The organism is Rhodococcus opacus (assembly GCF_012396235.1).
GTDB lineage: Bacteria > Actinomycetota > Actinomycetes > Mycobacteriales > Mycobacteriaceae > Rhodococcus_F > Rhodococcus_F opacus.
On the sequence record NZ_JAAXPA010000021.1, the window covers coordinates 84760 to 107613 of the forward strand.

Annotated in this window: 20 protein-coding genes; 10 read left to right on the forward strand and 10 right to left on the reverse strand. The window is 68.3% G+C overall.

Annotation, left to right across the window (positions count from 1 at the left end):
- Position 1: 1 nt before the first annotated feature.
- From HGB39_RS25415 to HGB39_RS25425, 3 genes are all read right to left on the reverse strand, one after another.
- Positions 2–2506: a DEAD/DEAH box helicase gene (locus HGB39_RS25415; protein WP_005568500.1), complete on the reverse strand. Its 2505-nt coding sequence runs from the start codon at positions 2504–2506 to the stop codon at positions 2–4.
- A 40-nt stretch (positions 2507–2546) separates the two neighbouring features.
- A complete protein-coding gene (locus tag HGB39_RS25420; RefSeq protein ID WP_005240793.1) occupies positions 2547–3584 on the reverse strand; it encodes an alpha/beta fold hydrolase in 1038 nt (345 codons plus the stop codon).
- A 179-nt stretch (positions 3585–3763) separates the two neighbouring features.
- A complete protein-coding gene (locus HGB39_RS25425) occupies positions 3764–4732 on the reverse strand; it encodes a proteasome assembly chaperone family protein (RefSeq protein WP_005568502.1) in 969 nt (322 codons plus the stop codon).
- Positions 4733–5017: 285 nt separating this feature from the next.
- On the opposite strand from HGB39_RS25425, the gene HGB39_RS25430 reads away from it, so the two are divergent.
- The 3 genes from HGB39_RS25430 to HGB39_RS25440 all read left to right on the forward strand — a co-directional run bounded on the left by HGB39_RS25430 (position 5018) and on the right by HGB39_RS25440 (position 7750).
- Positions 5018–5644 carry an MBL fold metallo-hydrolase gene (locus HGB39_RS25430; protein WP_005568503.1) on the forward strand — a complete coding sequence of 209 codons (627 nt, stop codon included), beginning with the start codon at positions 5018–5020 and terminating at the stop codon, positions 5642–5644.
- 140 nt (positions 5645–5784) lie between these two features.
- The gene (locus HGB39_RS25435) at positions 5785–6450 is read left to right on the forward strand and encodes a DUF5642 family protein (RefSeq protein ID WP_005568504.1); all 666 of its coding nucleotides are present in this window, start codon (positions 5785–5787) and stop codon (positions 6448–6450) included.
- Between the two features lie 160 nt (positions 6451–6610).
- On the forward strand, positions 6611–7750 hold the full coding sequence (locus tag HGB39_RS25440; RefSeq protein WP_005568505.1) for a DUF4192 domain-containing protein: 1140 nt from the start codon (positions 6611–6613) through the stop codon (positions 7748–7750).
- A gap of 19 nt (positions 7751–7769) precedes the next feature.
- Here HGB39_RS25440 and galE read toward each other — a convergent pair whose 3' ends face one another.
- Positions 7770–8762, reverse strand: a complete 993-nt coding sequence (gene galE / locus HGB39_RS25445) for a UDP-glucose 4-epimerase GalE (RefSeq protein ID WP_005261105.1) — start codon at positions 8760–8762, stop codon at positions 7770–7772.
- Positions 8763–8765: 3 nt separating this feature from the next.
- Positions 8766–9458 (reverse strand): iron-dependent transcriptional repressor DtxR, encoded by a 693-nt coding sequence (locus tag HGB39_RS25450; RefSeq protein WP_005240804.1) that lies wholly within the window; start codon positions 9456–9458, stop codon positions 8766–8768.
- Between the two features lie 134 nt (positions 9459–9592).
- Between HGB39_RS25450 and HGB39_RS25455 the strand changes: the two genes are divergently transcribed.
- A complete protein-coding gene (locus tag HGB39_RS25455) occupies positions 9593–10864 on the forward strand; it encodes an acetoin utilization protein AcuC (RefSeq protein WP_005261104.1) in 1272 nt (423 codons plus the stop codon).
- Entirely contained in the window at positions 10857–13619 is a 2763-nt protein-coding gene (locus HGB39_RS25460; protein WP_005568506.1) for a bifunctional acetate--CoA ligase family protein/GNAT family N-acetyltransferase, read from the forward strand. The genes HGB39_RS25455 and HGB39_RS25460 overlap by 8 nt, the downstream gene beginning before the upstream one ends.
- A gap of 85 nt (positions 13620–13704) precedes the next feature.
- On the opposite strand, the gene HGB39_RS25465 is transcribed toward HGB39_RS25460, so the two are convergent.
- The 3 genes from HGB39_RS25465 to HGB39_RS25475 form a co-directional block, all read right to left on the reverse strand.
- Entirely contained in the window at positions 13705–14676 is a 972-nt protein-coding gene (locus tag HGB39_RS25465; protein ID WP_005261102.1) for a sigma-70 family RNA polymerase sigma factor, read from the reverse strand.
- Positions 14677–14842: 166 nt separating this feature from the next.
- Positions 14843–16321, reverse strand: a complete 1479-nt coding sequence (locus HGB39_RS25470) for a DUF7782 domain-containing protein (RefSeq protein ID WP_064080769.1) — start codon at positions 16319–16321, stop codon at positions 14843–14845.
- Positions 16322–16351: 30 nt separating this feature from the next.
- The gene (locus HGB39_RS25475; protein ID WP_005261100.1) at positions 16352–16711 is read right to left on the reverse strand and encodes a DUF3099 domain-containing protein; all 360 of its coding nucleotides are present in this window, start codon (positions 16709–16711) and stop codon (positions 16352–16354) included.
- A gap of 77 nt (positions 16712–16788) precedes the next feature.
- Between HGB39_RS25475 and HGB39_RS25480 the strand changes: the two genes are divergently transcribed.
- Entirely contained in the window at positions 16789–17025 is a 237-nt protein-coding gene (locus tag HGB39_RS25480) for a DUF3039 domain-containing protein (protein WP_005240826.1), read from the forward strand.
- Here the strand turns inward: HGB39_RS25480 and HGB39_RS25485 are convergent.
- Positions 16998–18170: a YihY/virulence factor BrkB family protein gene (locus tag HGB39_RS25485; protein ID WP_037205439.1), complete on the reverse strand. Its 1173-nt coding sequence runs from the start codon at positions 18168–18170 to the stop codon at positions 16998–17000. The genes HGB39_RS25480 and HGB39_RS25485 overlap by 28 nt on opposite strands.
- Positions 18171–18425: 255 nt before the next feature.
- Between HGB39_RS25485 and HGB39_RS25490 the strand changes: the two genes are divergently transcribed.
- On the forward strand, positions 18426–20186 hold the full coding sequence (locus HGB39_RS25490) for a DEAD/DEAH box helicase (RefSeq protein ID WP_005569771.1): 1761 nt from the start codon (positions 18426–18428) through the stop codon (positions 20184–20186).
- 106 nt (positions 20187–20292) lie between these two features.
- On the opposite strand, the gene HGB39_RS25495 is transcribed toward HGB39_RS25490, so the two are convergent.
- Positions 20293–20487 (reverse strand): DUF7455 domain-containing protein, encoded by a 195-nt coding sequence (locus HGB39_RS25495; protein ID WP_005240831.1) that lies wholly within the window; start codon positions 20485–20487, stop codon positions 20293–20295.
- A 260-nt stretch (positions 20488–20747) separates the two neighbouring features.
- Between HGB39_RS25495 and HGB39_RS25500 the strand changes: the two genes are divergently transcribed.
- The 3 genes from HGB39_RS25500 to HGB39_RS25510 are packed head-to-tail and all read left to right on the forward strand — an operon-like array spanning position 20748 to position 22811.
- Entirely contained in the window at positions 20748–21101 is a 354-nt protein-coding gene (locus HGB39_RS25500) for a DUF952 domain-containing protein (RefSeq protein WP_005569770.1), read from the forward strand.
- Positions 21102–21148: 47 nt separating this feature from the next.
- A complete protein-coding gene (locus tag HGB39_RS25505) occupies positions 21149–21631 on the forward strand; it encodes a cation:proton antiporter regulatory subunit (protein WP_005569768.1) in 483 nt (160 codons plus the stop codon).
- A gap of 7 nt (positions 21632–21638) precedes the next feature.
- The gene (locus HGB39_RS25510) at positions 21639–22811 is read left to right on the forward strand and encodes a cation:proton antiporter (RefSeq protein ID WP_005261095.1); all 1173 of its coding nucleotides are present in this window, start codon (positions 21639–21641) and stop codon (positions 22809–22811) included.
- The last annotated feature ends 43 nt before the right edge of the window (positions 22812–22854 follow it).

The window sequence follows — 22854 nt, forward strand, 5'->3', positions numbered from 1 at the left end:
GCTAACCCTCGACGATGCTGAGCTCGTCGAAGATCACTTCGCCGGCCGCGTCGGACTCGGGAAGGTCGACGACCGCCGTCAACGCCCACCCGTGATCGCCCTGCGGGTCCTCGAGGACCTGCCGCACCCGCCACAGCTCGGGCGCGGTCTCCACCTGGAACAGTTGGGGGCCGCGCGCCGAGGGGCCGGTGCCGAGGGAGTCGTATTCGTCGAAGTACGGCTGGAGCTGGTCCTCCCACTCCTCGGCGTCGATGCCGTCGTCGAGTCCCTCCAGTTCGGCCCACCGCCGCCGCGACGCGAGTTCGATACGCCGGAACATGGCGTTGCGCACCATCACCCGGAATGCCCGCGTGTTCGCCGAGATCGGGCGCGGCACATCGGCGCCGAACGCGACCTGCTGGTCGTCTCCCTCCGCGCCGGGGTCGGTGAGAGATTCCCATTCGTCGAGCAGGCTCGAATCCACCTGGCGGATCAGCTCGCCCAGCCACTCGATGAGGTCGTCCAGCTCCTCCGTCCGGGCCTCGGTCGGAACGGTCTGGCGCAGTGCGCGATACGCGTCCGCGAGATATCGCAGCACGAGCCCCTCCGAACGGGCCAGACCGTAGTGGCTGACCATTTCGGCGAACGTCATGGCCCGCTCGACCATGTCGCGCACCACCGACTTGGGCGACAGCGCGAACTCCGTGATCCACGGATGCCCACCGCGGTACATCTCGAACGCCGGGAACAGCAGGTCCGCGAGAGGCTTGGGCCAGGTGACCTCCTCGAGCAGTTCCATTCGTTCCTCGTACTCGATCCCGTCGGCCTTCATCTGCGCGACCGCCTCACCGCGGGCGAAGTGCTGCTGCGCCATGAGGACCTGCCGCGGGTCGTCGAGGGTCGACTCGATCACCGACACCACATCCAGTGCATAGGAATCGGATTCGACGTCCAGGAGTTCGAGGGCGGCCAGGGCGAACGGGGACAGCGGCTGGTTGAGTGCGAAGTCCCGCTGGAGTTCCATGGTGAGCCGGGCCATGCGGCCGTCGGCGTCGGGTTCGTCGAGTCTCTGCACCACGCCGGCGTCGATCAGCCCGCGGTACAACGACAACGCCTTGAGGATGTGCTTGCGCTGCGCGGGTCGCGACTCGTGGTTGTCCTCGAGGAGGTGCCGCATGGACTCGAAGCAGTTGCCCGGTCGCGCGATTACGTTGAGCAGCATGGAGTTCGACACGGAGAACCGTGAGACGAGCGGTTCGGGTGACGCGGCGACGAGCCGATCGAACGTGGCCTCGCTCCACGACACGAAGCCGTCCGGCGCCTTCTTGCGCTGCACCTTCCGGCGCTTCTTCGGGTCGTCGCCCGCTTTGGCGAGTGCACGCAGATTCTCGACCTCGTGTTCGGGGGCCTGCACGACCACGGTGCCCAGGGTGTCGTAGCCGGCGCGTCCCGCGCGTCCCGCGATCTGGTGGAACTCGCGGGCGCGGAGGTGCCGCGTGCGGGTGCCGTCGAACTTGGTCAGCCCGGTGAGGAGCACGGTGCGGATGGGGACGTTGATCCCCACACCGAGGGTGTCGGTACCGCAGATGACCTTCAGCAGACCGTCCTGCGCCAGCTTCTCGATGAGACGGCGGTATTTCGGCAGCATGCCCGCGTGGTGGACGCCGATACCGTGCCGGACGAGACGCGAGAGCGTCTTGCCGAATCCGGTGGTGAACCGGAAGCCGCCCAGCGCTTCGGCAATGGCGTCCTTCTCCTCGCGCGAGCAGAAGTTGACGCTGGTCAGGGCCTGTGCGCGTTCGAGGGCTGCGGCCTGGGTGAAGTGAACCACGTAGACGGGGGCCTGATTGGTGGTCACCAGTTCCTCGATCGTCTCGCTCACCGGTGTCGTGGCGTACGAGAACATGAGGGGAACGGGACGCTCGGTGCCCGCCACCACGGTGGTGGGGCGGCCGGTCCGGCGGGTGAGGTCGGAAGAGAAGAAGTCGACCTCGCCGAGGGTGGCCGACATGAGCAGAAATTGGGCGTGGGGGAGCTCGACGAGGGGGACCTGCCACGCCCAGCCCCGGTCGGGTTCGGAGTAGAAGTGGAACTCGTCCATCACGACCTGACCGATGTCGGACTCGGGGCCCTCGCGCAGTGCGAGGTTCGCGACGATCTCGGCGGTCGCGCAGATGATCGGTGCCCGCGAGTTGACGGCGGCGTCGCCGGTCATCATGCCGACGTTCTCCGCGCCGAACACCTCGCACAGGGCGAAGAACTTCTCGCTGACAAGGGCTTTGATCGGGGCGGTGTAGAAGGTGCGCTTGCCGGTGGCCATGGCGTAGAAGTGGGCGCCGACCGCCACCATCGACTTGCCGGATCCGGTGGGCGTCGCCAGGATCACGTTGGCCCCCGACACCAGCTCCATCACGGATTCTTCCTGGGCGGGGTAGAGCGTCAGACCCCGTTCTTCGGTCCAGGAGGTGAAGGCGTCGAAAACGGAATCGGAATCCGCGTTCGCGGGGAGCAGGTCGGAGAGAAGCACTGCTACAGGCTAGCCGGAAGGCGGTGCACCGCTGCCGGGCCTATGTCGCGCTGCGTTCGTCCGATCCCATCGCGTCGAGGACCGCCATGCGGGTGGACGCGCTGCCGGTGATGGTGCTCTCACCGACGCCGGTGACGAGCATCTGCCGCCACTTCGCTTCGTCGAACTGCAGGGGATGAGTCACTGACAGGAACTTCTCGATGGTGCGCAGGAACCGCATCGGGTCGTCGCGGAACGGGAAATGGCCTGCGCCGCGGAAGATCTCGAGATGAGAGCCGGGCATCGCCGCGTGCGCGAGGTGGGCGTGGCTAACCGGAATGACGGCGTCCTGATCGCCCCAGATGAGCTGCACCGGGAGATTCTCGGTCAGATAACATCGGTCGAGCATGGTGACGACCTGGCCGCGCCAGTCGACCACCGCGCGCAGGGTGCGCAGATATGCCTCGTAGGCCGTGGGGTCGTACAGCTCCGCCAGTACGCGCACCAGGTCGGGTGTGTCGTGCAGCATCGCACCGGGACGCAGTCGCGTCCCGTTCAGCTGGCTCAACACGTTGCCCACCAGACGCACGGTGGGCATCGCGCCGGGAATGCGCAGCAGTTTCAGCGCCTCGTTGACCACCGGCACCGACGCGAGCCGCAGCAGCGGGTGGACGTCCTTGGTGACGCCGCCGGCCGAGACCAGGACGAGCCGGTCGACCATCTGCGGGAACTGGTAGGAGAACTGCATGGCGACACCGCCACCGAGGGAGTGACCGACGACGGTGACCTTGTCGATCCCCAGGGTGGACAGCAGGTCGCGCATGCCGTTGGCGTACGCCGCGACCGAGTAGTCGGCCCGCGGCTTGTCGGAGCGTCCGTGACCCAGCAGATCGGGGGCGATGACGGTGTAGTTCTTGGCGAGGTGCGGGATGATCTCGGTCCAGGTGGACGAGTTGTCGCCGATGCCGTGGATCAGCAGCAGCGCGGGACCCTCACCTGCCATGCGGAACGCGCGGCGGTAACCGTGGATCGTGCGGAACATCATGCGGGTTTCGGCGTTCGGAACGGGCCTGAGCTTACGAATGCGAGTGTCGCTCATGTCGCCTCCTGAACTGGGTGCACTCCCGAATGTTGACAGCTCAATCATCCGCTTGGTCTCGACGCTATTGCACCGCTCTCGGCCGAACAACTGGACCGTGCGGTCGCACAGTGTCCGAGTGGCGACCGCACAACAGCTCCTCGGTCACGCCCCGCCCCGTGATCCCCCCTCCTCCTCGGTCACGCCCCGCCCCGTGATCCCCCCTCCTCCTCGGAGCCGCCGTCCTCGCCGTCCTGCAGGGCCTGTTCGGCGAGGAAACGCTCGAATTCTGCACCGAGTTCGTCACCACTCGGCAGGTCTTCTTCGCTGGCCAGGAGCGTGGACTGCTGTTCTTGAGCTGTTACGTACGCATCGTACTGGCGTTCCAGGGCGTGGACGACGGTTTGTACCTCCTCGTTACCTGCGATGTGCTCGTCGACCTGTTCGCGGACGCGTGCGGCGGCCTCGCCGAGCGCGGCCAGCGGCAGGTCCAGGTCGGTGACGTCACTCACATTCTCGAGGAGGGTCTCGGCGGCGCCCGGGTAGTCCGTCTGCGCCAGGTAATGAGGGACGTGAACCGAGAACCCGACCGACTCGTGCCCGTGCTGCGCCATCCGCAACTCGATCAGCGAGGACGCGCTGCCGGGAACCTGCAGTTCGCCGGACCAGCGCTGGTGGTCCTTGATCAGGTCCTTGTTCGTGGAATGCGCGGTCACCCCGAGTGGGCGGGTGTGCGGGATGGCCATCGGAATGGCGTTGATGCCCACGGTCCGGCGTACACCGAGCTGCTCGGCCAGCAGGCGCACCGCCGTCGTGAACCGCTCCCAGCGGAGATCGGGTTCCATGCCGGCCAGTAGCAGGAACGGGGTACCCGCCGTGTCCTTCAGCGCATACAGGTTCAGCTCGGGCTGGTCGTAGTCCGAGAAGTGGTCGGCCTTGAACGTCATGGTGGGCCGACGGGAGCGGTAATCGACGAGTTCGTCGACCGCGAAGGAGGCGACCAGCTCGCTCTCGAGGCTCTCGCGGAGATGCGTCGTGGCGAGTTTGACGGCGTGGCCTGCGTCGGAGAAGCCCTCGAGTCCGTGGATCAGGACAGGTCCCTGGCCGTCCGCGGAGGACAGCTGCGGTGCCGGGAACTCCAGCTCGTACATCTTCGACTGTTCGTCCATTACAGACCTCTTCTCCTTCGTGCCTGGCCTCCAGTGTCCCCTATCGTCTCCGGCATCGATACGTCGGACTTTGCTCTCGGAGGTCCCGCTCTGGGGGAACACGGCGCGGGCGACCGATAATTCCCGTCCGGGGCCTTCCGGTGTTCGCCCACAGCGAGATCCCGCGCACGGTCTGTGGCAATGTGAGGAACGGCACGGGCCGAGACGGACGAGATCCTGGAGGTGCACGATGTCTGCACGGGTACGAAGAATTGCGTACCGGGTTCGGCGATCGGCGGTCGAGTCGTGAGTGTGCGCATCGACCGAGTGGTCACCTCCGGCACCTTCAGTCTCGACGGGGGCACCTGGGACGTCGACAACAACGTGTGGATCGTCGGCGACGACTCCGAGGTGGTGGTGATCGACGCCGCGCACACCGCCGCCCCGATCATCGAGGCTGTCGGCGGCAGGCACGTGCGGGCCATCGTCTGCACGCACGGCCACAACGACCACGTCACGGTGGCGCCGGAACTGTCCACGGCGCTGGACGCCCCTCTCTACCTCCATGCGGCCGACGACGTGTTGTGGCGACAGACTCACCCCGCGGTCGTCTACACGCCGATCGAGGACGGGCAGGAGATCGCCGTGGCCGGGACCGACCTCCGCGTGCTCCACACGCCCGGGCACTCGCCCGGCTCCTGCTGTCTGTATCTGCCGGAGGCGGGGGAGTTGTTCAGTGGTGACACCCTGTTCTCGGGCGGACCGGGAGCCACCGGGCGCTCCTACTCGGACTTCCCGACGATCATCGGGTCCATCCGCGATCGTCTGTTCGCGCTACCGCCGTCGACGACGGTCCGCACCGGGCACGGCGACGGAACCACCATCGGGACCGAATCCCCGCATCTGGAGGAGTGGATCGCCCGCGGCAACTGAGCCGCAGCCTCCCCGCTGTCGGTGCGCCGGCGTGGCAGAGTGGCGGAAAGGCTCCCCGGGCGGGGGCACCACACATCCGACACGGGAGGTCGACGGTGAGGTCTCGGCGCACAGCGGTACGGACGGCCATCGTTGTCCCGGTGGTCTCGCTGGCCGCGGTGACGATTCTCTCCGGGTGTTCCTCGACGGTCTCCGGTGTCGCGCAGCCGAGCACGACCATCGCGGCCGGTTCGCCGTCCGGAAAGGGACTGTCGAAGCTTCTGGTCGATCCGGCCGACTTCCCGGCCCGGTACGAGGCGATCGTGCTGCCCGCCCAGGCCGTGTCGATGGCGGCACCCGACCTGACGGGAGTACCGCAGGGCGCGGTGGTCGACCCTGCGGACTGTGCGCCGCCTGCGCAGGACTACGGACCGACCGGCACCGTCATGGCGGTGGGCACGGACAACGCGAGCCGTTCGACGATCTCGGTCGAGCTCACCAGAACCGATACACCCCTCGACGAACTGGCGGCACAGACGAAGAAGTGCGGCGAGGTCACCGTGACGGACAGTGGGGCCGAGTCCACCGTCACCACCGCGGTCACGCCGGCCCCTCCGGTCCGGGCCGACGACACCCTCGCGCTGCGGCGGACCGTCAAGTCCGGCAATGAGAGCGACAAGGTCACCCAGTCGATGGTCACGTTGATCGCGCAGGTGGGGGACGTGCGGGTGTCCGCGACCTTCATGTCTTTCGGCGACGCGAAGGCCGACACGGTCGCGCTCGACGAGTTGTTCACCGCCGCGGTGCAGAAGGTGCAGAACAGCTGAGCGTGCCCTAGCACAGGGCTCCGACGACTTCTCGGTCGATCGGCGCGTCTGCGCGGCGCGGCGGCCCGGTTGTCCACAACCGACGGCCCATCCACAGCCCTCTGGGTTTTCCCAGTTCGCCCGCCGTGCGGCGACGCGTCGACCCGTCAGAGTCTGATGCATGACGACACCCGCATTCCCGCACGGTTCCGGTTTCTCCGACGATCCCGGCGGGGGACCGCCCCCGCACCAGCACACCGTCACGTTGTCCGCCCCGGGCGACCTTCTCGCCTCGGTTCCCGCACTGCTCGGATTCCGGCCCGCCCGCTCGATCGTGGCGGTGTGTCTGTCCGGGGAGCGCAACCCGTCGGTCGGAGCCGTCATGAGACACGACTTGGTCCTCAGCGGCGGCGACGTGCCGACCCCGCCGATGTACGCGGCGTTGGGTCAGTTTGCCACCGTCTGTGAGAGGGAGCAGGCCACCGGGGTGCTCCTGGTGCTCGTCGACGACCGCTTCACCGACCCGGCCGCGATCGCCCTGGACGAGCTGTCCGCGATCGTCGAAGAATTCGAAGAGCTCCTCGACTTCACACCGACCGAACTTCTCGACGTGTTCGTCACGGCGGAGATCGCGGCCGGCCGCGAATGGTTCAGCCTCCTCGGCGGCGGTGAGTGCGGAGCCCAGTCCGATCCGACGTCGTCCCGGGTCGCGCTCGCGCGGGTCGTCGAGGGCAGGGCCATCCGTTCTTCGCGCGAGGAGCTGGAAGCCACCATCGAGGTGGGCCCGGTGCTCGAACGGATGCAGATCGCCGCCCTCATCGAACGTGGCCGTCAATCATCGCTTCTGCGAAGGGAATTGGCAGGACGATCGGCCACGCCGGAGCGTGGTCACCGTCTCGAACTCGAGCTCGTGCTGACACACGTCGCGCGGGTGTCGTCCGGGGAGCGGCTCCTCGCGCCGGAGTACGCGGAACTCGCGCTCGCACTGGAGAACGTCACCGTCCGGGACAGCGCGCTCGCTCTGGCCGTCGGCCCGTACGCCGACGACGCGGAGCAACTGTGGATTCTCCTCGCCCGCAACCTCCCGGATCCGGAACGCGCGAACCCGGCGGCGCTGCTCGGATACAGCGCCTACCTTCGTGGCGACGGGCCGTTCGCCGGCATCGCGCTGGCCGCCGCCCTGGACTCGGAGCCGGGGCACGTATTGGCCACCCTGCTCGACGGTGCACTGCACTCCGGGCTCCGGCCGACCGAGGTGCGGGGCCTGGCCGACATCGGTTACGAGCGAGCCGAAGCGATCGGTGTCGTGCTGCCCCGCTGAATCGCGGCCTGAGCCGGCGTCACCGGCGTGCCGCGTGCGACCGGTCGCCCAGCTCCTGCAGGTAGGCCCACGCGTCGGCGACGATCTCGTCGAGGTCGGTGTGCTCCGGCCGCCACCCGAGCTCCGCGATTGCACGATCACTCGACGCCACCAGTACGGCGGGATCGCCTGCCCGGCGCGGTGCGTCCTCGACCGCAATGGGGAGACCGGTGACCCGCGCGCACGCCGAGATGACTTCGCGCACACTGAAACCCGCACCACTGCCGAGATTGTAGATGCGGTGCCTGCCCTCGATCGACGACTCCAGTGCCAGCACGTGCGCCTCGGCGAGGTCGAGCACATGGATGTAGTCGCGGATCGCCGTTCCGTCCGGAGTCGGCCAGTCGGTGCCGAAGATCGAGATCTTCTCCCGCTGACCGAGCGCCACCTGGAGCACGAGAGGAATCAAATGCGTTTCGACGACCCGGTTCTCGCCGGCCGACTTGTACGCTCCCGCGACGTTGAAGTACCGCAGGCTGGTCGCCGCGAGCGAATGGGCCACCGAGTACGACGTGATGGCATGGTCGATCGCGAGTTTCGTCGCCCCGTACGGATTGGTGGGACGGGTCGGATCGGCCTCCGTGATCGGCGAGTGCTCCGGCTCGCCGTACGTCGCGGCGGTCGACGAGAACACGAGTTTCCGTGTCCCCGAATGCCGCATGGCCTCGAGAAGCTCGAGCGTGGTGACGACGTTGCCGCGCCAGTACTTCTCCGGGTACTGGACGGACTCGCCGACGAGCGACTGCGCCGCGAAATGCAGAACGCCGTCGAAGCGGGGTGTGCCGCTCGTGCCGAGCACGTCCGACACCACCTCCGCGACGTCGCCCTCGACGAACTCGGCACCGAGCGGCACCGCGTCGGCGTTACCCGTGGACAGGTCGTCGATGATGACGACCTCGTGTCCGCGTTCGAGCAGGACCGTGCTGCAGACGCTGCCGACGTAGCCGGCGCCGCCGGTGACCAGAAGTTTCATCGACTATCCCTGTACCTGCTTCACCTGGACGGCGTGTGCCATCTCCTCGGACAGATCGAACCCGCTGTGGCCGGGCACCGTGATGGTGACCGAACCGGGCTTGGTCTCGACGGTGACGCGCGCGTCCGGAACGACGCCCGCCTCGCGCAGCTGCCCGATGACGTCCGGATCCGACTGCACGTGCTCCGCGAGGCGCCGGACGACGACAGCGGTCGGCTTGCCGGGCGGCACGTCCGTGAGCCGGATGAGCGTCTCGGGGGCGTCGACCGGGCGGTCCAGCCCGAGCAGCGCGAGCCCGGGAATAGGGTTGCCGTACGGCGAAGTAGTGGGGTTGTTGAGCACCTCCACGAGACGCCGCTCGACTTCCTCGCTCATGACGTGCTCCCAGCGGCACGCCTCCGCATGGACCTCTTCCCACTTGAGGCCGATGACGTCGACCAGCAGTCGTTCGGCGAGGCGGTGCTTGCGCATCACCGACACCGCGAGTTCGCGGCCCTTCTCCGTCAGTTCCAGGTGGCGGTCACCGGCGACCAGGAGGAGACCGTCACGCTCCATCCGGGCAACGGTCTGGCTGACCGTGGGACCGCTCTGCTCGAGTCGTTCGGCAATACGTGCTCGAAGTGGGACGACGCCCTCTTCTTCCAAGTCATAGATCGTCCGGAGGTACATCTCCGTGGTGTCGACCAGATCCTTCACACTCACACCCCTTCGTCTCGGTTGATTCTACCGGTCATTGCCCGCCACCGGCGCCGTCCGTCCCCGCAGCGCGTCGGTGCCGGTCGTGCCGGGGTCTGCTCGCACCCTCCGCGGGGGACCAGTAGCGTGAGTTCATGACCGCGTCGTTCAGTTCCGGGGAGGATTCGGCTGCACTGGTATCGCACCGTGCAGTCGTGTGGAGTCCGGACTATCTCAGTTATCGGTGGAGTGCGGACCACCCGATGAATCCCACCCGGCTCGAGCTGACCATGTCGCTCGCCCGCAGCCTCGGGATTCTCGAAGGGGTCGAACTGTTGCGGCCCGACGCCGCCTCGGACGCAGACCTGTTGCGGATCCACACTCCCGCGTACGTCGAAGCAGTCAAGCAGGCCGGGCACTCGGCGACGTCGGGTGTGCTCGGTGCGGACGCCCCGCACGGGCTCGGCACCGAGGACAATCCGGTCTTCCCTCAGATGCACGAGGCGAGCGCGATCCTCGCGGGCGGTTCCCTCGCCGCGGCGCAGGAGATCGCAGCGGGACGCACACGCCGCGCGGTGAGTATCGGCGGTGGCATGCACCACGCGATGCCCGACTGGGCCTCCGGCTTCTGTGTGTACAACGATGTCGCCATTGCGATCTCCTGGCTGCTGGACCACGGTTTCGACCGGATCGCCTACATCGACGTCGACGCGCACCACGGGGACGGGGTGCAGCACGCGTTCGCGCACGACCCCCGCGTCCTGACGATCTCGCTCCACCAGCATCCGGCGACGCTCTGGCCCAACACAGGGTGGTCGAGCGAGGTCGGTGAGGGATCGGGGGAGGGCACCGCCGTCAACCTCCCCGTGCTGCCGGGCACCGTCGATGCGTTGTGGCTGCGCGGTTTCCACGCCGTCGTCCCGGGTGCACTCGCGTCGTTCCGGCCCCAGATCGTGATCAGCCAGTGCGGTGTCGACAGCCACCGCGAGGATCCGCTGGCCGACCTCGCCCTGACCGTCGACGGCCAGCGGGCCGCGTTCCTCGCGATGCGTGATCTCGCCGACCGCTACGCCGAAGGACGCTGGCTCGCCGTCGGCGGCGGCGGTTACGGCCTCGTCCGCGTCGTCCCGCGCGCGTGGACCCACCTCATCGCCGCCGCGCTCGACCGCGAGATCGACACGCGCCGTGCCGTACCCGAGGCCTGGCAGGAGCGGGCGCACGCGCTCGCACCCAGCGTGGACCTGCCGGACACGATGGGCGACGGCGGCGAGGTCGACTACCGGCCCTGGGACGGTCCCGGTGGCACACCGGAAACCGGGATCCCCTCGGTCGATCGCGCCCTGACGCGGATCGACTCGGCCGTCATCGCCACTCGCCGCGCCTGCTTCCCGCTACTCGGACTCGACCCGGAGGATCCCCGTGACTGAGCCGACGGACGGCAGCGAGACCACCGACGGCATCCAGACGTCGGCGAGCGCGGAGACGTCGGGCGGCGCCGGGGCGGCGGTCAAGACCGAGGCGAAGGGGAAACCCGACGCCGCGCACAACTACCCGCGGCACTGGGTCGCCGACGTGCTGGCGGCGGACGGCGGAGCGGTGGCGTTACGGCCGATCGTGCCGGAGGACGCGGACAAACTCGTCGCGTTCCACTCGAAGCTTTCCGAACGCACCCGCTATCTGCGGTATTTCGGCCCCTACCCGACCATGTCGCAACGGGACATCGTTCATTTCACCACGGTCGATCACCACGACCGGGTGGCGTTCGTGGTGCTGCTCGGGGACGAGATCATCGCCGTCGGCCGGTACGAGCGGCTCATCGGCGAGGGGGACGGCAAGTCCGCGGAGGTGGCGTTCGTCGTCGCCGACGCGCATCAGGGCCGCGGACTCGGGCCCATCCTGCTCGAGCATCTCGCCGCGGCAGCCGCGGAGAACGGCCTGACGATGTTCGTCGCCGAGGTTCTCGCCGAGAACCGGAACATGGTGACGGTGTTCCGCGAGGCGGGATATCAGGTGAGCCGCAGCTTCGAGGGCGGAGTACTCAAGCTCGAGTTCGCGATCGACCCCACCGAAGCGATGGTGTCCGTGCGCAATTCCCGCGAGCGGGCCGCCGAGGCGCGCAGCATGCGCAACGTGCTCAGTCCGCGGTCGGTCGCGGTGATCGGTGCGTCCACCGACCGGGCGAAGGTCGGCAACGCCGTGCTGACCAACCTGCTGCGGGCGGGATTCACCGGCCCGGTGTACCCGGTCAACGCCGAGCACCGTTCGGTCCACGGAGTGCGGGCGTACCCGTCGGTCCGCGACATCCCCGACGAGGTGGATCTCGCCGTCGTCGCGGTACCCGCCGAGTCGATCAACGCCGTCCTCGACGACTGCCTGGACAAGGGGGTCAAGGCACTCGTCGTCGTGTCGTCGGGATTCAGTGAAACCGGGATGGACGGACGGCAGTCCGAACGTCGCCTCGTCCACGCCGCCCGAGCGCACGGGATGCGGCTGATCGGTCCCAACGCGCTCGGTGTGGCCAACAACGACAGCGAGGTCTCGTTGAACGCCACCCTCGCACCGGTGCTGCCCAGCCCGGGCAACGTCGGATTCTTCTGCCAGTCCGGCGCGCTCGGCATCGCGATCCTCGACGAGGCCGCGCGGAGCCGAATCGGATTGTCCGCCTTCGTCTCCGCGGGAAACCGCGCCGACGTCTCCGGCAACGACCTCCTGCAGTACTGGGATTCGGATCCGGCCACCGAGGTGGTGCTGCTGTACCTGGAGAGCTTCGGCAACCCCCGCAAGTTCTCGCGCATCGCACGCCGGGTGGCACGGAACAAGCCGATCGTCGCGGTCAAGAGCGGCAGGCACGCCGTCCCGCCCGCATTGGCGGCCAGCGGTGGCGAGATGGACGATTCGATCGTCCGCGCCCTCTTCGAGCAGGCCGGTGTCGTGCAGGTCGGGTCGATCTCCCAGCTGTTCGACTGTGCGCTGCTGTTCGGATATCAGCCGCTGCCCGCGGGACCCCGGCTCGCCGTGGTCGGGAACTCCACCGCTCTCGGTGTGCTCGCCGCGGACGCGGCACGCAGTGAGGGTCTGCAGGTCGGCGACCCCGTCGACCTCGGTCCGCAGGCCGGTCCCGAGGAGTTCGCGGCGGCCGTGCGGACGGCGCTCACGTCCTTCGACGTCGATTCGGTGATCGCCGTGTTCGTACCACCGGTCGCCGTTCCCGTCGAACCCTATGCCCAGGCGCTGCGGGAGGCGGTGCGGGACGCCGACAAACCCGTCCTCACGACGTTCCTCGCGGCGGAGGGTGTGCCCGACGTCCTGGCGGTCCGTGGTGAGGACGGGCACCCGACGCGCGGTTCGGTTCCCTCCTATCCCGGTCCGGAACGTGCGGCGCTGGCACTGGCCCGCGCCTGGCGGTACTCGGCGTGGAAGAGCAAACCGTCCTCGAAAGTGGTGCGCCCCAATGGGATCGATCCGGAGCGGGCGAAAACGATGGTCGACGGCTGGCTGGGGACGTCGTCCGGACGCTGGCTGTCGGACTTCGAGGCATCGCAACTCCTCGCGTGCTACGGCGTGAATGTCGTGGAATTCCGTTCCGCCACCACCGAAGACGAGGCCGTGCAGGCCGCCGAGGAATTGGGGTACCCGGTCGCGGTGAAGGCGACGGGGGAGCAGTGGCGGCACCGGCCGGACCTCGGTGGCGTCCGCCTCGATCTGGTCGGGCCCGATTCGGTCCGCTGGGCCTACCGCGACCTCGCCGCCGCGTCCGGTGAACCGCTACTCCACGTGCAGCGGATGGCCACGAAGGGAATCGGCTGTGTGGTGGGCGTCCAGGACGACCCGTCGTTCGGCTCGCTCATCTCGTTCGGGCTCGCCGGCGTGATCTCCGACCTCCTCGGCGACCGCGCCTACCGGGTCCTGCCCCTCACCGAGGACGCCGCAACGGAACTGATCGACGCACCGAAAGCCGCACCGCTGCTGTCCGGCTACCGCAGCGCGGTCCCGGTGAACAAATCGGCTCTCGTCGACCTCGTGCAGCGGATCTCGGCTCTCGCGGACGACCTCCCGGAGGTGCGGGAACTGGCCTGCGAACCCGTGCTCGCATCGGCCGAGGGCGCGCAGATCACCGATTCGCGTGTTCGGATCGGCCCGGAGCCCAGCGTCGCCGACCTCGGGCCCCGCCGCCTTCGCTGACCGGTCACCCGGCCTCGCAGACAGCGCAACGCCGGTGCCGGTCGCGTACGACCGGCACCGGCGCTGATTCCGGTGGAGGTTCTCGTCAGCTGGCGTAGGAGCGCAACCGCTCGGCGCGGTCGCCCTGACGCAGCTTGCCCATCACTTCGCGCTCGATCTGGCGGACCCGCTCGCGGGAGAGCCCGAAGAGCTTGCCGATCTGGTCGAGAGTGCGCGGCTGACCGTCGTCGAGACCGTAACGCAGCCGGATGACCTGCTGCTCACGCTCGTCGAGGGTGGCCAGCACGCTGCGCACGTCGCTGTGCAGGAGACCGGCGATCACGGCGTTCTCCGCCGACGTGGCCTCGGAATCCTCGATGAAGTCGCCCAGGGGAGCTTCCTCGTCGTTGCCGACCGGCATGTCGAGGCTCACCGGGTCGCGGCTGTGGTCGAGGAGATCCGCGATCTTGTGCGCCGGGATGCCCGACTCCTCGGCCAGCTCGTCGTCCGTCGCCTCACGCCCGAGCTGCTGATGCAGCTCACGCTTGATACGGGCCAGCTTGTTGACCTGCTCCACGAGGTGCACTGGGAGCCGGATCGTCCGGCTCTGGTCGGCCATGCCGCGGGTGATCGCCTGACGAATCCACCAGGTGGCGTACGTCGAGAACTTGAACCCCTTCGCGTAGTCGAACTTCTCCATCGCGCGGATCAGACCCAGGTTGCCCTCCTGGATGAGGTCCAGCAGGGGCATGCCGCGTCCGGTGTACCGCTTGGCGAGTGAGACGACGAGCCGCAGGTTGGCCTCGAGGAGGTGTGCGCGGGCTGACTGTCCTTCACGGACGACCGTCGCGAGGTCGCGCTTCTTGGCGGGAGAGAGTCGCTTCCCGGTCTCCAGGATGTGCGCGGCGTACAGCCCAGCCTCGATTCGCTTGGACAGTTCTACCTCGTCTGCGGCCGTCAGCAGAGCTGTGCGGCCGATTCCGTTCAGGTAGACGCGGACCAGGTCGGCAGCGGGGCTCTGGGCGTCCAGATCGGCAGCGCTGGGGCGAATGCGAGTAGTGGTGCTGGGGCTTGTCATGACTTGCCTCCTCATCGGTGGTGTCTCATATGGATCAACGCACCGAAGGCCTGGGAAAGTTCCCGGCCGGTAATTTGTGAAGGCGCTGTGACCTGCGGGTTCCTCGATTCAGTCCTGAGAAGTTGCTGAGAACACGTATAAGGGCCACGGATCGGGAACCCGGCGGCTACGCGGGAAGCACGAGTCCGTGCCGGACGAGAGCGTGCACGAGCGGCACGGACGACTGCGCGAGTTCCTCGGCGTCGACGCCGTGGGCGGCGGCGAGAAGCTCGATCAGTTCGCCCAGCACGAGGCCGTCACCGCGCATGCCCGCGACGAGCGAGGCGACGAGATCGTCGACCTCGTGCTGCCACGCCGGGCCGTTCCCCCGGTGCAGCCGGGCGACCACCTGGTTCCATCCCTCGTCGCCGGGCAGGAACACCCGCTCCAGGGCGGTGCTCTCCTCGACACGGAAACGCGCGGTGAGCACGTCGTGGTCGCGCAGCCACGCCACCCGCTCGAAGTACGCGAGCGCCTCCGCGCCCAAGGGGTCGCTGAAGCCGTGGGTGAGATCCTCCGCCATCAGATCGGTGGGTGCGTCGGTCCGGCGCAGGTAGACGAACCCGAAGCCGACCCCCTCGACGTTGGCGCTCGCGAGGTGATCCAGCCAGTCCTCGGCAATGGTCGCGGTGGCCGGGTCCCGGGTGTCGAGGCCGCCGTCCCGCATCCAGGTGCCGACGTACAGGGCCGGGTCCGCGACATCCCGCTGTACCACCCACGCATCGATCCCGTAGGCGGGAAGCCAGGAGGCCACCCGGGCGCGCCAGTCCTCGCCCTCGACGTGGATCCAGGACGCCAGCAGCGCCGCCGTGCCGCCGGGCGCGAGATAGTCGGCCACGCGGGAGATCATCAGCTCACTCGCGCCGTCGAGGTCGAGTCCGGAGTCGCGGTAGGTGTGACCCACCCGGGCGCGGCTGACGACGAACGGCGGATTGGCCACGACCTGATCGAACGTGCGGCCCTCGACCGGATCGAACCACGACCCGGCGAGCAGTTCCATCTCTTCCTCGTTGAGTGCCGCCGTGACGGCCGCCAGATCGACGGCACGGACGTTCAGGTCCGTGGCCGTGACCGAGTCGGCGTAGGACGCGCCGTGCAGGGCCTGGATGCCGCAACCGGTCCCGACGTCGAGCAGCGTCCCGACCGGCGCGGTCGGGGTGGCCTGCAGCAGCGACAGCGACGCGTGCCCGACGCCGATGACGTGGTCGACGGGGGTCTCGCGGGGGCGGAGTGAGCCGTCGAGGTCGGAGAGCACCCAGCGGTTGCCCCCGCCGATGTCCATCGGACGAAGGTCGAGGGCTGCCCGGACGACGTCGCCGTCGGATTCGAGCAGGCCGGCCGCCACGGCGTCTTCGACCGGCAGCGGGGACAGCGCCGCGGCCACCTCGCTGACGGGACAGTCGTCGGTGAGAAGGAACAGGCGGATCAGGGTGCCGAGTTCGCCGCAGGCCGCGCTGGCCCGGCGTACCGGGACCGGCTCGTTGCGGCTCAGCGCCGCATGGACCTCGGGGCCCAGCGCATCGAGCAGGGTGTCCGTGTCGTACCGGTTGCGGCGGAGGGCCGCACGCAGAGAGGGGCAGATCGACAGCAGCTCGTCACGGTTCACCCGTGCATTGTTGCAGCACGCCCGACCGCGTCAGCCCTCGATCGTGTGGTGCGGCGGCGCGGGCAGCGCGGTGGACGGCGACTCGCGGTGGTCGTACCGGCTGGGCTCGTCCTTGGTGCGCGGCGGGCGGTCGTTGGCGATGAGAACCGCGATCCACGGCAGCGGGATCGACACACCGATGATCGCCATCGAGATCCACGGGTTCTCCCAGATGCCGTACGCCACCGCCGCGAAGATCAGCGCGGGGAACCGGAAGGACATGATGAGCAGGTACTTGCGGACACGGGCGCGATGTTGATCCTCGATGGATCGCGCCGCCTCGGTGATGAGAACCGGATTGCTCGGGGAGCCGGCGTCGTGGGACCCACCGAACCCTGCACTTCGTGCCATGACTCCACTGTTCCACTGTCGGGCGGCAAATGCACACAGGGGGTGGGTTCGTCGGCCGGTTGCGGCATTATTGAGGGGTGAGCACTCAAACCAAGGAACGGCCCGACGTCACCACCGACGAGTCGACCGATGACGACACTCCCAAATTCTTCCACTACGTCAAGAAGAACAAGATCGCGGAGAGCGCCGTCATGGGCACTCACGTCGTCGCGTTGTGCGGCGAAGTGTTTCCGGTGACGAAGTCCGCGAAGCCGGGATCGCCGGTCTGCCCCGACTGCAAGAAGATCTACGAAGGATTACGCAAGGGCGACTGAGGCTTCACCGGCGCTCGTCGCACACCCGGTGGCTCGGGAGGTTCTCGTACCGGGCCGTCGGGCTCGTCGTCGTTCCCGGGCTCCGGCTCGCCCGCATCCGGACGGGCACGGTCGCCGACGACCTTGATCGGACCGGTGGCGATGCGACGTGTGAGGCTGGTCACCGGACCCGTCGACGGCGAACTCTCGGCCTGTGCGGCGATCCAATCCCGCATCTGGTCGATGCGGGTGGCACGGGCGGGCCAGAACTCCTGGACGGTGGCGTTGAACTCGGCGCCGAGCACCACCGCGAAACCCAGGAAGAACGTGAACAGCAGGAACGCGATCGGCGTGGCCAGCGCCCCGTACGTGTATCCGGTTCCGGCCACCCAGGAGAGGTAGCGGCGCAGGCAGGTGCTCGCGCCGAGGAAGAACACCCCCGCCACGAGCGCGCCGCCGAGCAGCCGGTGCCAGGGCAGCGACCGGGGCAGTGCCACCTTGTACAGCGTCGTCAGGCCCACGATGAGCAACAGGCCCACGCCGGGGTAGTAGAACGTGTCGACGATCTCCGTCCCGATCGTGCGCCACGCCTCCGGGAGCACCCTGCCGACGAGCGTCGGCCCCAGCGCGACCAGCGGCAGGGTGAACACGGCGAGGATCAGGAACATCACGTAGAGGAGCAGTGCGAACACGCGCTGCCACACCGGGTGCCGCGCCTCCTGCTGGCCGTGGGCCTCGACGATCGAGTCCACGAACGTGGAAATGGCGGAGGAGCCGGCCCACAGGGACAGCAGGAAGCTCAGTGACACGATCTCGGGGCGCCCACGTTCGAGTACGTCGCCGACGGTGGGGCGGATGATCTGTTCGACGACGCTGTCGCTGAACACCGTCCCGCTGAAGTTGATGATCTTCGACTGGATGATGTCGACGGTGTCGGGCCCGAACCAGCCGCCGACGTAGCCGAGCATTCCGAGGAGCCCCAGCAGGAGCGGAGGCAGCGACAGTGTCTGCCAGAACGCCGCCGTGGCCGCCTTTCCGAAGATCGAATCGTCCCAGGCCTTGCTCGCTGTGTGACCGATCACGCTCAGTGCGCGACGTAGCGGATGCCACCCGGACCGGGGTGGGTCACCGCCACTCTGCGGCGTTGTCGAGGGTGTTTCGGTCATGATGTTTCCAGCATCCCTGACGACACGCCCGGTTGCCCACCGCTGCTGTCCTCGTGTCGCGACAAATCTGTCACTTTCGGATGTCGCGAATGCGGTCCGCGTCGGATCCGGACGCTAGGCTCCTTGACGGACAGCGCCTTCGGGTCTGGACCCGGACATGTCGATCGAATACCGAGGAGTGCGAGCAAACAGTGCCATGCCAGCGGAGGGCAGCCCGTGAGTGCTGAGACAGTGGGCTCCCAGTCGGCGCCGAGAATGGAAACCGAGGCCGCGCAGATCGTGGGCACCGAGGCCTACCTCGCACAGACCGAACCTGCCAGACCCGCAGGATCGCTGCGCGCATGGCAGCGACGTGCGCTGACGAAGTATCTGTCGACCGGACCGCAGGACTTCCTCGCGGTCGCGACGCCGGGCGCCGGTAAGACCACGTTCGCGCTGCGGGTCGCGTCGGAGTTGCTGCGCGACCGCACCGTCGATCAGGTGACCGTGGTCGCACCGACCGAGCACCTCAAGCACCAGTGGGCAGAGTCGGCTGCGCGCAACGGCATCGCGCTGGACTCGTACTTCTCGAACTCGACGGGACAGACGTCCAGCGACTACCAGGGTGTCGTGGTGACGTACGCGCAGGTCGCCTCCCACCCGTTCAAGCACCGGGTCCGCACCGAGAGTCGGCGCACGCTGGTCATCCTCGACGAGATCCACCACGGTGGCGACGCGAAGAGCTGGGGTGACGCCATCCGGGAGGCGTTCGGTGACGCCACCCGCCGCCTCGCCCTGACCGGTACGCCGTTCCGCAGCGACGACAGTGCGATCCCGTTCGTGACATACGAACCCGATCGCGAGGGTCTGATGCGTTCGAAGGCGGATCACTCCTACGGGTACTCGGACGCCCTCGCGGACGGCGTCGTCCGGCCCGTCGTGTTCCTCGCCTACTCCGGCGAGGCACGCTGGCGGAACAACGCGGGCGAGGAGTTCTCTGCGCGACTCGGCGAGCCGCTCAGCGCGGAGCAGACGGCCCGGGCGTGGCGAACGGCCCTGGATCCGTCGGGCGACTGGATTCCCGCTGTCCTGCACGCCGCCGACACCCGGCTCGGCCAGCTGCGCACGGGCGGCATGCCCGACGCCGGAGGTCTCGTGATCGCCACCGACCAGACCGTGGCCCGTGCGTACGCGCAGACCCTGAAGGCGGTCACCGGGGAAGACCCGGTCGTGGTGCTCTCCGACGACCCCACGGCGTCCAAGCGGATCGCCGAGTTCGGGGCGAGCACCCAGAAGTGGATGGTCGCCGTCCGCATGGTGTCGGAAGGCGTCGACGTTCCCCGCCTGGCCGTCGGTGTGTACGCCACCAGTGCGTCCACCCCGCTCTATTTCGCGCAGGCGATCGGGCGTTTCGTGCGGTCCCGTCGCAAGGGCGAGACCGCGAGCGTGTTCCTCCCGTCGGTTCCGGTGCTGCTCGACCTGGCCAGCCAGCTCGAGGCGCAGCGCGACCACGTGCTCGGCAAGCCCCATCGGGAGAAGGACGGCTTCGACGACGATCTTCTCGCCGACGCGAACAAGCAGAAGGACGAGCTCGGCGAGGAGGAGAAGGCGTTCACCTCGCTCGGCGCGGACGCCGAGCTCGACCAGGTGATCTATGACGGGTCGTCCTTCGGGACGGCGACGTTCTCGGGCTCCGACGAGGAGGCCGACTACCTGGGTCTGCCCGGACTGCTCGACGCCGATCAGATGCGCGCGCTGCTCCGTCAGCGTCAGTCGGAGCAGCTGGACAAGCAGGAGCCCGCCCCCGCGCCCGTGCACACGCCCGTGCCCCAGGTCGCGGACCGGGTGGCCGCCGCCGGACAGCTCGCGCAGCTGCGTCGGGAACTGAACAGTCTCGTCGCGATGCACCACCACCGGACGGGCAAGCCGCACGGCACCATCCACGGCGAACTGCGTCGCGTCTGCGGGGGACCGCCCACGGCGATCGCCACCGTCGATCAGCTCACCGAGCGGATCTCCACCCTGCGACAGTGGTGACCGCCGTCACCCGGTGAGCGGACGTAAAGAGACCGGCGAGTGCATCGCACTCGCCGGTCTCTCTGCTGAAGAGGTGAGCCTGGGACGGGTCACCCGGGCTGACGTATCAGATTGCAGCTTCGGCTTCGGACACGATCGTGGCGTTCATCTCGCGAAGGCGGTCTGCGTGCTCGTTGGCGTGGTGACCGCAGAAGAGCAACTCTCCTCCGGTCGGAAGTACCGCGCGAACGCGGGCTCCCGCACCGCACCGGTCGCACCGGTCGGCTGCGGTCAACGGGGGGCTGGTCAGTGTTCCGGGCATGACTCCTCCGTACTGGCTTCGACTGACGCCGAGTGCCTGGGGCCTTGGTCCGCCGCGTCGGGGGTGGCGCGGTGGATCTACTCTGTCAGACGTTTGGGGTTTACGCGTTGTTCCCATCGGCGTTTCTCAGTGTTGCATCACACACGAAACCCGCCGGAAACGCCCAGTCAGGGACGTGACGAGCGCAGATGTGAACAGACCGCGCGGTCCGAGTTCGCTGACAGCTGATTCGTTTCGGGGCGTGACGCTAGTCTCACCGTGTGCAATCCGAAGACCAGCTGGTCCACATCTGCAGCCGCGAGGAATGGCGCACCGCGGAACGCGAAGGCAGTCGAGTGCCCGCGACGTTCGCCGCGGACGGTTTCGTGCACCTCTCGACGCCGGCCCAGGTGCATCTGCCCGCCAACAGGTTGTTCGCCGGGCGTACGGACCTCGTCCTGCTGAGGCTCGACCCCGCCGCGCTCGGTGCGCCGGTGAGGTGGGAGCCGGGCGTGCCGGCGGATCCGGCGTCGATGCTGTTCCCACACCTGTACGGGACGCTGCCCGTCACGGCGGTCACCGCGGTCGAGGATTACCGCCCCGACACCGACGGACTGTTCCCGGCCCGGCACTGACGCGAGCCTTCCGCGGTTGGTCACACCGATCGGTCTACCGTGGAGGCATGAACGTTGAAGTGACGCCACTACCGGGTATCGGGGTGCGTAAGGACTTCGAACTCGCCGCCGGTCGCCGCATCGGTGTCATCACCCACCGCGACGGTCGCACCGATCTGATCGTCTCGAAGGCCGACGATCTCGATGCGTGCGCTGCGTCCGTGCCGCTCACCACCGAGGAGGCGGCAGTCCTCAGCAACCTGCTGGGAGCACCGCAACTGGTGGCGCAGCTGGAGGAGGAGCACCGGGACCTGCCCGGAATCCGCACCAAGCAGCTCTACATCAAGGAGGACTCCCGGTTCGACGGCCGCCCGCTCGGCGACACGGCGATGCGCACCCGCACCGGAGTCTCGATCGTCGCGGTCATGCGGGCCGGTCAGGTGTACCCGTCACCGAAGCCCGATTTCCTCCTCACCTCCGGCGACCTCCTGGTCGCCGTCGGAACCACAGACGGACTGGACGCGTCAGCCAAGCTTCTGGCCAACGGCTGACGGTCCCGTGAACACCACTACGCTCGCGCTCATCGAATTGGGCGCGGTGTTCTTCGCGCTCGGATTGCTGGGCCGTCTGGCAGCTCAGTTCGGCATGTCGCCGATCCCGTTCTATCTCCTCGGCGGACTCTGCTTCGGCAGCGGCGGCTTCGTCAATCTCGGCGACATCAGCGAGTTCAGCCACCTGGCGGCCGAGATCGGCGTGGTTCTTCTCCTGCTTCTGCTGGGGCTGGAATACACGGCGTCGGAACTCGTCACCGGGTTGCGACGGTCGTGGATGGCCGGGGTCGTGGACGCCGTCCTCAACGCCGCGCCCGGAGCGGTCGTAGCACTGATGCTGGGGTGGGGACCCACCGGCGCGGTCGTGATGGCCGGCGTCACCTACATCTCGTCGTCGGGCATCATCGCGAAGGTGCTGAGCGACCTGGGTCGGCTCGGTAACCGCGAAACGCCGGTCGTGCTCTCGATTCTCGTGTTCGAGGATCTCGCGATGGCCGTGTACCTGCCCATTCTGACGGCTCTGCTCGCCGGCGTCAGTTTCGCCGGTGGACTCGAGGCGGTGGGCATCTCCCTCGTCGTCATCTCGGTCGTCCTCGTGATCGCCCTGCGGTACGGCCGCTACGTGTCCGCCCTGCTGGACAGCCCGGACAGCGAGACGCTGCTCCTGAAACTGCTCGGCGCCGCGCTCCTCGTCGCGGGGATCAGCTCGGCGATGCAGGTCTCGGCCGCCGTGGGGGCGTTCCTCCTGGGAATCGCGATCTCCGGTACGACCGCCCACAACGCGAGCCGCGTCCTCGAACCGCTCCGCGATCTGTTCGCCGCGATGTTCTTCGTGGTGTTCGGACTCAACACCGACCCCCGGGCGATTCCACCGGTTCTCGGCTGGGCCGTCCTGCTCGCCGTCGTCACCGCGCTGACGAAGATGGTCACCGGCGCCTGGGCGGCGAAACAGCAGGGCGTCGGGCGGCTGGGCCGGGCCCGGGCGGGGGTCGCGCTGATCGCGCGCGGCGAGTTCTCCATCGTCATCGCAGGCCTGGCATTGTCGGCCGGAGCGGTGGAGAGCGAACTCGTGGCACTCGCCACCGCGTATGTCCTTCTGATGGCCGTCATCGGCCCGGTGGCGGCACGGGTGGTCGAACCGGTGGCAGGGGCCTGGATCCGGGTCCGCACCAGCGCGTAGCGGGCCGTAGGCGGATGCCGCGGGCGCACACGACGATGCCCCC

Excerpts from the sequence above, each read along its gene's own strand:
- HGB39_RS25485 (WP_037205439.1), bottom strand. The coding sequence starts at position 18,170 with ATGACCGAAACACCCTCGACAACGCCGCAGAGTGGCGGTGACCCACCC.
- HGB39_RS25420 (WP_005240793.1), bottom strand. The coding sequence starts at position 3,584 with ATGAGCGACACTCGCATTCGTAAGCTCAGGCCCGTTCCGAACGCCGAA.
- HGB39_RS25440 (WP_005568505.1), top strand. The coding sequence starts at position 6,611 with ATGACGACACCCGCATTCCCGCACGGTTCCGGTTTCTCCGACGATCCC.
- HGB39_RS25505 (WP_005569768.1), top strand. The coding sequence starts at position 21,149 with ATGAACGTTGAAGTGACGCCACTACCGGGTATCGGGGTGCGTAAGGAC.
- HGB39_RS25455 (WP_005261104.1), top strand. The coding sequence starts at position 9,593 with ATGACCGCGTCGTTCAGTTCCGGGGAGGATTCGGCTGCACTGGTATCG.
- galE (WP_005261105.1), bottom strand. The coding sequence starts at position 8,762 with ATGAAACTTCTGGTCACCGGCGGCGCCGGCTACGTCGGCAGCGTCTGC.
- HGB39_RS25475 (WP_005261100.1), bottom strand. The coding sequence starts at position 16,711 with ATGGCACGAAGTGCAGGGTTCGGTGGGTCCCACGACGCCGGCTCCCCG.
- HGB39_RS25425 (WP_005568502.1), bottom strand. The coding sequence starts at position 4,732 with ATGGACGAACAGTCGAAGATGTACGAGCTGGAGTTCCCGGCACCGCAG.
- HGB39_RS25490 (WP_005569771.1), top strand. The coding sequence starts at position 18,426 with ATGGAAACCGAGGCCGCGCAGATCGTGGGCACCGAGGCCTACCTCGCA.
- HGB39_RS25495 (WP_005240831.1), bottom strand. The coding sequence starts at position 20,487 with ATGCCCGGAACACTGACCAGCCCCCCGTTGACCGCAGCCGACCGGTGC.
- HGB39_RS25465 (WP_005261102.1), bottom strand. The coding sequence starts at position 14,676 with ATGACAAGCCCCAGCACCACTACTCGCATTCGCCCCAGCGCTGCCGAT.